At 64.9% G+C, this 7273-nt stretch carries 2 protein-coding genes and 1 pseudogene; 2 read left to right on the top strand and 1 reads right to left on the bottom strand.

The features are described from left to right. Positions 1 to 398: 398 nt before the first annotated feature. Entirely contained in the window at positions 399 to 4022 is a 3624-nt protein-coding gene (locus tag ACFU8W_RS44500; RefSeq protein WP_384050648.1) for a family 78 glycoside hydrolase catalytic domain, read from the bottom strand. A gap of 749 nt (positions 4023 to 4771) precedes the next feature. On the opposite strand from ACFU8W_RS44500, the pseudogene ACFU8W_RS44495 reads away from it, so the two are divergent. Both ACFU8W_RS44495 and ACFU8W_RS44490 read left to right on the top strand, forming a co-directional pair. Further along, positions 4772 to 5233 (top strand): annotated as a pseudogene (locus tag ACFU8W_RS44495) (hypothetical protein); the annotation flags it as partial. A 1181-nt stretch (positions 5234 to 6414) separates the two neighbouring features. Next, positions 6415 to 6894, top strand: a complete 480-nt coding sequence (locus ACFU8W_RS44490; protein WP_384050645.1) for an HIT family protein — start codon at positions 6415 to 6417, stop codon at positions 6892 to 6894. The last annotated feature ends 379 nt before the right edge of the window (positions 6895 to 7273 follow it).

Genomic DNA, 7273 nt, shown 5'->3' with positions numbered 1-7273 from the left:
CCTTCGGCTACCTCACCCCAGCCGAGACCAGGCAGCGGCATCAACACGCCCTCGCGGCATAACCGACGAGTGTCCAAGATCACGGGGAAACTTCAGTCGGGCCGTTCGCCCGCGTTCCCGAACCGGTGAGCGAGACAGTCACACCGACGGGTAGCCCGGCTGGACTCCCCGACCACCACCACGCAACACTTCGACACCAGGGCCTCTTGTCACTCGCTGGAGCAACAACCGCGAGCTACCAAGAGGCCCTTCCATCATGCCTCCCCACCCGACAACTCACCCGATCCAGGGCCCTGTTCGAAGCGGACCGACCACGCGAGCGGATAGAGAACAGCCAGTTAGCCGTAGTCCTACGGGATGAAAACCGGGCGCGTGATGCGGCCCGGGCCCGATGAGACCTAGGCGTTGAACGTGTATGTGCCCGCAGTCGCGGTGTAGACCTGGTAGGAGGCTCCACCAGCGGTCTCGGTGCGAAGGAACTTGACTCTCTGGGGCGCCTCGACGGACTTGCCCTGAGTTGGCACCCACAGCTCGGCATTGGTGTTCGCGGGGATGGTCACCTTCAGCGTGACCCGGCCGTCTGTGCGACGCGACCAATTCGATGTGACCTTACCGCGGACCGTATTGATCGATGCCGCGACGTGATCCAGTGACGCGGGGTTCAGGTCCGTGTCGGAGGTAGAGGTGGGAACCTTGCTGTTGACGGAGACCGACGGGATGTAGGGCCGGATTCGCAGGGTCTCGTAGGCGATGCTCGTCGGCCGGATACCAGCCAGGCTCTGGTAGAACCAGGTAGAGACCAGACTGCGGTAGTGGTGGTTGAGCGAGCCGCTGGACCAGCTCTCCCACAGGGAGGTGGCCCCCTGGGCGATCTGGTTGGCGTACGACGGCGACGTGGCGGCCGTCACCGCCTTGAGCAGGATGTCGGTATAGCCGTAGTCCGACAGGATGTTGAACTCGTAGCGCGACCCGTACATGTCGCTCTGGATGTGGTAATTCGCGTTGACTATGCGGTCCGCGCAGAACTTGGCGAGGGCTGCCTTGTTCTCGGCGACGGTCTTGCCGCCGGCGAGGTACCGGGGGTCGTCGGAGGGCAGGTCGGAGCCGGGAACGAGGTCGAAGGCGACGGCCATGGCATTCTCGCTGGAGAGACTGCCCTGGTCGAAGGAACCGCTGGCGATGTTCCAGTAGTTGATGATGAACGCCTTGCGCAGGGTCTTGGCGAGGCCCTTGTAGTAGGAAGCCCGCTTGTTCCGGCCCAGAAGGGTGCCGACTTCGACCATGTAGTCGCAGAAGTGGATGTAGAAGGCCAAGCTGATGACGGCATTGCTGCCGCCGCTCTCGGCTCCGGAGTACGCGCCCAGCGCCGCGTTGAACTTGTAGCTGTTGTCCGCGGTGAAGAGCTTCTCGTAGGTGGCCAGAAGCGAGTCCTGGTGGTCGTAGAGCTCCTCGAACAGGACGCTGTTGCCGTAGTACTTCTGCAGCTCCCAGGGGATGACGAAGTACGCCGAGTCCCAGGCCGGGACGGCCTTCCAGGTCGCGTTCCAGCCGGGCGTCTGGTCGTAGCCGTAGCCGCCCTTGGCCGCCGGCAGGATCATGGGGAGCTGCCCGGTGGAGATCTGACCGTCGGGGAAGCTGCGCAAATACTTGGTGAAGGCCGCGTTGACGTCCCAGGTGAGCGACTGCGACTCCGAGCTGGCCATGGTGTCGCCGGTCCAGCCGTTCTTCTCCCGTGAGGGGGTGTCGGTCGGCTTCTGGACGAGGTTGTTCTGCTCAGCCCACTCCAGGTTGCTCTGGATCCGGTTGATCAGCGCATTGCCGGTCGTGAACGTGCCGGTGCGGGTGAATCCGGAGCGGGCCACATTGACGGTGAACAGCGCCTTGTCACGCGGGAGGCTCAGGCCGCGACCGAGGACCGCCTCGATGTTGCGGACTTCGAGGTAACGGAATCCGAAGTGCCCGAACTGCGGTTCCCAGCGTTGCTTCGAGGCGCTGCTGAAGGTGTAGTAGTTCGTCTGCAGGTTGGCGTCGTGGAAGTAGTTCTCCTCAGCGACCACGTAGGGCGAGGCCGCGGTGCCGGAGCCGGTGACGCTGTTTGCGCCACGCATGCGGATGGTGATTCCCTCGACGGAGCGGGACAGGGCAGCGAAGTCGGCGACAACGAAGCCGGTCACGATCTGACCGAAGTCCACGACCCACACACCGGAACCAGACGAGGTCTCGTTGATCGCCTTGGCCTGCAGGGTCTGGTTCACAAGGACGGGCTCCGCCTCATGGGCCCGGACGGTGGCCGCCGTGAACCCGTCGGGAACCTTGGTGGCGGGAAGCATGCCGTGGTACTTGGGAGAGGGGCCCGAGCAGCTCCCCGGAGGGATCATCACGGTGGCTGTCTCCCAGCCGTTGCGCTGCCGGTAGCCGACCGAGCGCCAGTCACCGAGTTCGGCCGCCCGCCGAGCGTCATACTTCTCACCGCTGTAGACCGAATCGAACAGCGTTGGGCCGTCTGCCGCTTGCCAGGACGACCCGGTGGTCACGGTCACGGGTGAGCGGTCCTCGTAGGTCACGACCAGCTTGGCCCGCAGCCGAGGCGCGCCGACGTAGGGGGCGAGGTTCCAGAACCACTCGCACGGAGTGGTCACGCCGTACCATCCGCGTCCGAGCTCGGCGGCGAGGACGTTCTCCCTCCCGGCGCGCAGGGCGTTCGTGACGTCGAACGTGTCGTAGAGGACGGTGCGGTCGTAGGTGCTGTGGTCGCTCAACAGGCGGGGGATGTTGCTCCCGTTCTCGGTCGGCTTCTTCCCATCAACTGTCAGGGACTGGTCGTTCACGGTGAAGGTGAAGCACCCCGCGCCGCTGATATAGAGGCGGGCCGAAGAGATACGGCCTCCAGGAAGAACGACCGACTTGCGCAGGAGCGCCGAGGGATTGGCGATCGGCAGCATCGCGTTCTTGCTGACGAACGTCAGGCCATCGACGGTGCCGATGCCGCTCTCGAAGGGGTTGGCTCCCTCCCGCAGATCGGCCGAGAAGTCGCGAGCTCCGCTCCCCTTGACCTTCACGCTGCGCACGGTGGCCGAGGTGTTCGCCCCGAAGCCGATGGTTCCGTGCCGCCGGATTTGGTCGCCCTCAAGGGTCCGGGTGTCGACCTCGACACCATTGATGGTGGTGGTCACGGTCAGGCCGTTGACGGAGATGACCACTGTGTGGTCCTGGGAGTCCCAGGTCGACGAGGTCAGGCCAACGCTGTCGGGCAACGTGACGGTCGCGATGCTCACGCTCCTGGTGCCCGTGGCGGTGGGGTTGGTCTCGCTCTGGGGGTCGTAGTGGTTGACGCCCCAGTCGGGCTCGGTCGTCCCGTCGTCGATCCAGGTGTTGCCGGCGTAGTGCTTGGCGGCCATGACGAGTTCGAAGGCGGTGTCGTTCTTGCGTATGGTCCAAGACAGAGCCTCGCCCCAGGTCTTGCCGATGGGCTCGGCCCGGAAGAGCAGGATCAGGCCCGTTGCCGGGGCGGACCCGCCGCGGAAGACCACCGTCTCGGTGAAGTCCGTCCAGTCATGGTCCTGCTCCGCGCGGCCGCCGATCCACTTGGCTTCGCTCCAGTCCTTCTCGGTGAACAGCCCGGTCTCCCAGAGTGTCGTCTCACTCCAGGGAGACGCCTTCCCGTTCTCGTCCCAGGTGCGTACGCGCCAGTAGTAGTCACTCTGCGATGTCAGTGCCTTGCCGTTGTAGACGACCTCGGTACTGTTGGAGTTCTTGACCTTCCCCGACGACCACAAGTCGCTCCGGCCGGCGCTGGTTCCTACCTGCACCTGGTAGGCCGTCTGCAGGGCTGCGGCAGGCTGCCAACTGAACCGCGGCGATGTCTGGGTGCCCAGCGGCTCGGTCATCGAGTTCACCTGGAGCACCTGCGGCTTCGACGAGGCTACGGAGCCGTCGGCGCCGTCCTTCCCCTGGCCCTTGGCTGAAGCGGGCTGCGGGGTCGCCAGGGGCAGGACCATTCCGGCGGCCAGTGCCCCTCCCACACCCACAATCTGCCTGCGGCTGAGTGGACTTCCAGTCGTCACGTGAAATCCCTTCGTAAGGCGTACGGAAAGCACGAAATGGCGTCAGGGGCGAGGCACGTCAACAGCTGCCCCTCCGCGTGAAAATCTGCACGCAGAAAGGCGCATGAACGTCGTCCACGACCTCACTCGACGAGCACGCGGAGCACGGCTCCTCATCGCCTGAGACGTTTCAATGCAGGCCTGACCGTAACCATGGGAATGCGTTCAATCAAGCGTTCAATCAGAGAAAACCGGGTCGGTTCTGACGGGTGGAGACGCCTCATTTGGCCAGTAGAGTGTGTGCGTGGCGATCCTTGGGTGCCTGGTCCCCGACCGCCTGTGGGGCGCGTTCCAGGCAGTGGTTCCGGGCGCACCCGCGCGGACAGGGGGGCGGGCGTCAGCGTTTCGGGGACCATGAGGTGCTCGAGGCAATCGTGTTCATCGCAACGTCGGGCAGCAGCTGACGCCGGCTTCCCCCATGCTTTGGTCCATCGGCCCCCATAGTGCATCGGCGCTTCACGGAGTGGAGCAGGGCCGTGTGGACTGAGCTGATCCGCCGTCTCGGCAAGGAGCACGTCGGCTCCGGTGAGGCGGACTGGGTTCGGTATGCGAGTGAGACGCTGTTGTCTTTCTGTGTTTGAGGGCCGCGTTTCTGCTGGTCAGGGGTAGGGAGTGCGGTTCCGTGGGAGTGGTGGACTGTCGTGTCACCGCTTCTGTGGGGGTCGTGGATGCCGTCGGTCGTGGGGCTGCTGGAACAGCGTGAACTTGCTGCTCGCCGTCGTGTGGATGAGTTGCGGGAGGAGGCCGACCGTATTCAGGCCGAGTTGATCGTGGCCGAGCAGGAATGGAAGGAGTGGACGGTGGCCCGCTCACGGGTCGGCGAGGTCATGGCTCCCACGGTCGAGACCGGGCAAGGCCATGCTCCGGCCGTGCCGGCGCCTTCCGGAGCAACGGCCGCGAAGGCGAAGTCGCGGGTGCCTATGTGGAGCGAGGGGCTGACCTTCTCGGTGCTGTCGCTGGACTACCAGCGCATCCTCACCGCTCTCGCGGACCGGCACCGTCTCGGCCAAGGCCCCTTGAGCTGCCGGGAGATGGCCGGCTTGTTCGGCATGGACGCAGTGCCGTCGAAGGTGGAGGCACTGCGGTCCACGGCGAAGCGTTTGGTTGTGCGCGGCTGCCCGCCTCGGCCCCGCAGCCAGCCAGCCAGCCACCGGCAGCAGCGGCCGGGCCTGATCCCACTCCGTATCCGTCATGTCCGACGGATACCGCCCAACACGCTCCGGGTGATCGGCCGCGTTTCCGAACCGGTGGGCGACACAATCGCACGACGGGGCAACGCAGTTGAACTCCATCAGTGCGAACGCGTACAACTGCGGCAACAGGGTCTCCTGGGTCTCGTTGGCTTCGCAACCCCGAGCTACCAAGAGGCCCTGTTCTCATGCCCACAGCTGACGGCGATCACCCGATCGAGACGCCCGTTCGACGCACACAACTCAAGATCGGAACGACAGCAGCGTCTGAGGCCATAGTCTGACGCGCTTCTCAACAGGGGAAATGAACCCAACACTGGGACATGCCAAATGAGACACCCGTACAGCTTGGACGAGAACTCGCGCGAGGCGAATGAATCGTTCAATTCCATGTGCGATCCCGGAACACGGATAGCGCTTAAAAATGTTGGGGGCGTCTCCTCGGCGAAGGTAGTGTCACAGATGAAGTGGGGCCGGTTTGTAATGATCTATTGCGACCTGGCGACGTAGGCGATTCGCTGGGGTGAGGCCTGTGCCGAGGTCAGGTTGGTGATCACGTAGACGGTCTCGCGGGTGCACTTCCCGCCAGCGGCATCGGCACGGCGCTGGAGGATGCGGGCGGCCTGCACGACGTGGGGAAAGTCCAGGCCCAAACCGGTGACAGTCAGAACCCGGGCCTTCTTCCGGCCGTGTCCGGTCGCGGTCGTAGCGGCGGGCCGCGTACCTGACCGGCAGCCCGCAGTGTGCCGCACGCTCGCTCACGGCCGCCGCCATCGAGCACGCGTCCAGCCGCGCGAACAATGCGACCGCACTGGTAGCCGACCTCGTCTGACACCCCATCAATCCACGGTCGGAGCAGCCCGGCTGCTCCGACCCCCCGGCGGCGGGGGAGTGGCACCCCCGTTATGTCGAGAACATTCACCCCGAGAGAGGGCCCCGTGATGAGCGTCCGTACCCGTACCGCTGAGAGCGTCAGCCAGTCCGTCAGTGTCCTGATGATGGGGATCTTTGAATTGAAAACGCCGGGGCCGCTCCTCGCCCCACTTGCTTGGCCCTTGAGCTATGTGAGGAGGATGAGGAGCGAAGAGCGGTCCTTGATCACCGGCATGTAGGTTCTGGCCATGACTAGTGATTGGCGGATGGACCGGATCGGGACTGCTCTGCGGGGTGAGAACCCCACCGTCTTGCGGCGGTTGACGTCGGGGTTCGCAGTGATCGGGGACGTTCAGTTCCTGCCGGGGTACTCGGTTCTTCTCGTGGATGAACCGGATGTGCAGCGGCTGTCCGACCTGCCGAAGGCGAAGCGGCTGTCGTTCCTGTCCGACATGGACCAGCTCGGTGAAGCGGTTGAGCGGGCCTGTCGGCGGCTGGACCCGGCTTTCCGACGGGTGAATCTGGAGATCCTGGGGAACACGGACCCGTTCCTGCATGCGCATGTGTGGCCGCGGTTCGAGTGGGAGCCGGCCGATGTGGTGGGTGCTCCGGTGTGGCTCTATCCGCGTGAACGGTGGAGCGACGAGCAGTTCAGGCTCGGTCCGCAGCATGATGTGCTGCGGGAAGCGATCGGCAGCGAACTGGACCAGTTGCGCTCGCTGGCCTGACGGTCGGCGGGCCCGGTCAGCAGAATCTCATTGAAGTCGCCATAGCGGGGCGACCTCGGAGACACGGTTGGTGATGGTGGGGCGGGCGGCTTCCGGCGTCGCGAGCAGGGCGACGATCGTGACGGGCTGATCGCAGTGCGGGCAGTTCCGAACAGCCGTCGGCGCCAGGGGATCGACGGTTCCGGGGGTCGGCTGCGGCCTGTTCGAGACGGAGCACCAACGCTGCAATTTCACGACCTTGCGGTCCCAGGGCCCACCATGCCAGCACCCGGAACCATACTATCTGGCTCCAGGTACGACCCGCGTGATCTTCGTCGTCACCGGCACGAGATTGAAGATCCACAATCCGAAGGGGGTCTCCGCCGTGAACGGCAGGTAG

Source organism: Streptomyces sp. NPDC057565, from assembly GCF_042801455.1.
Lineage (GTDB): Bacteria > Actinomycetota > Actinomycetes > Streptomycetales > Streptomycetaceae > Streptomyces > Streptomyces yanii.
This window is presented reverse-complemented; position numbering and strand designations above follow the sequence as displayed.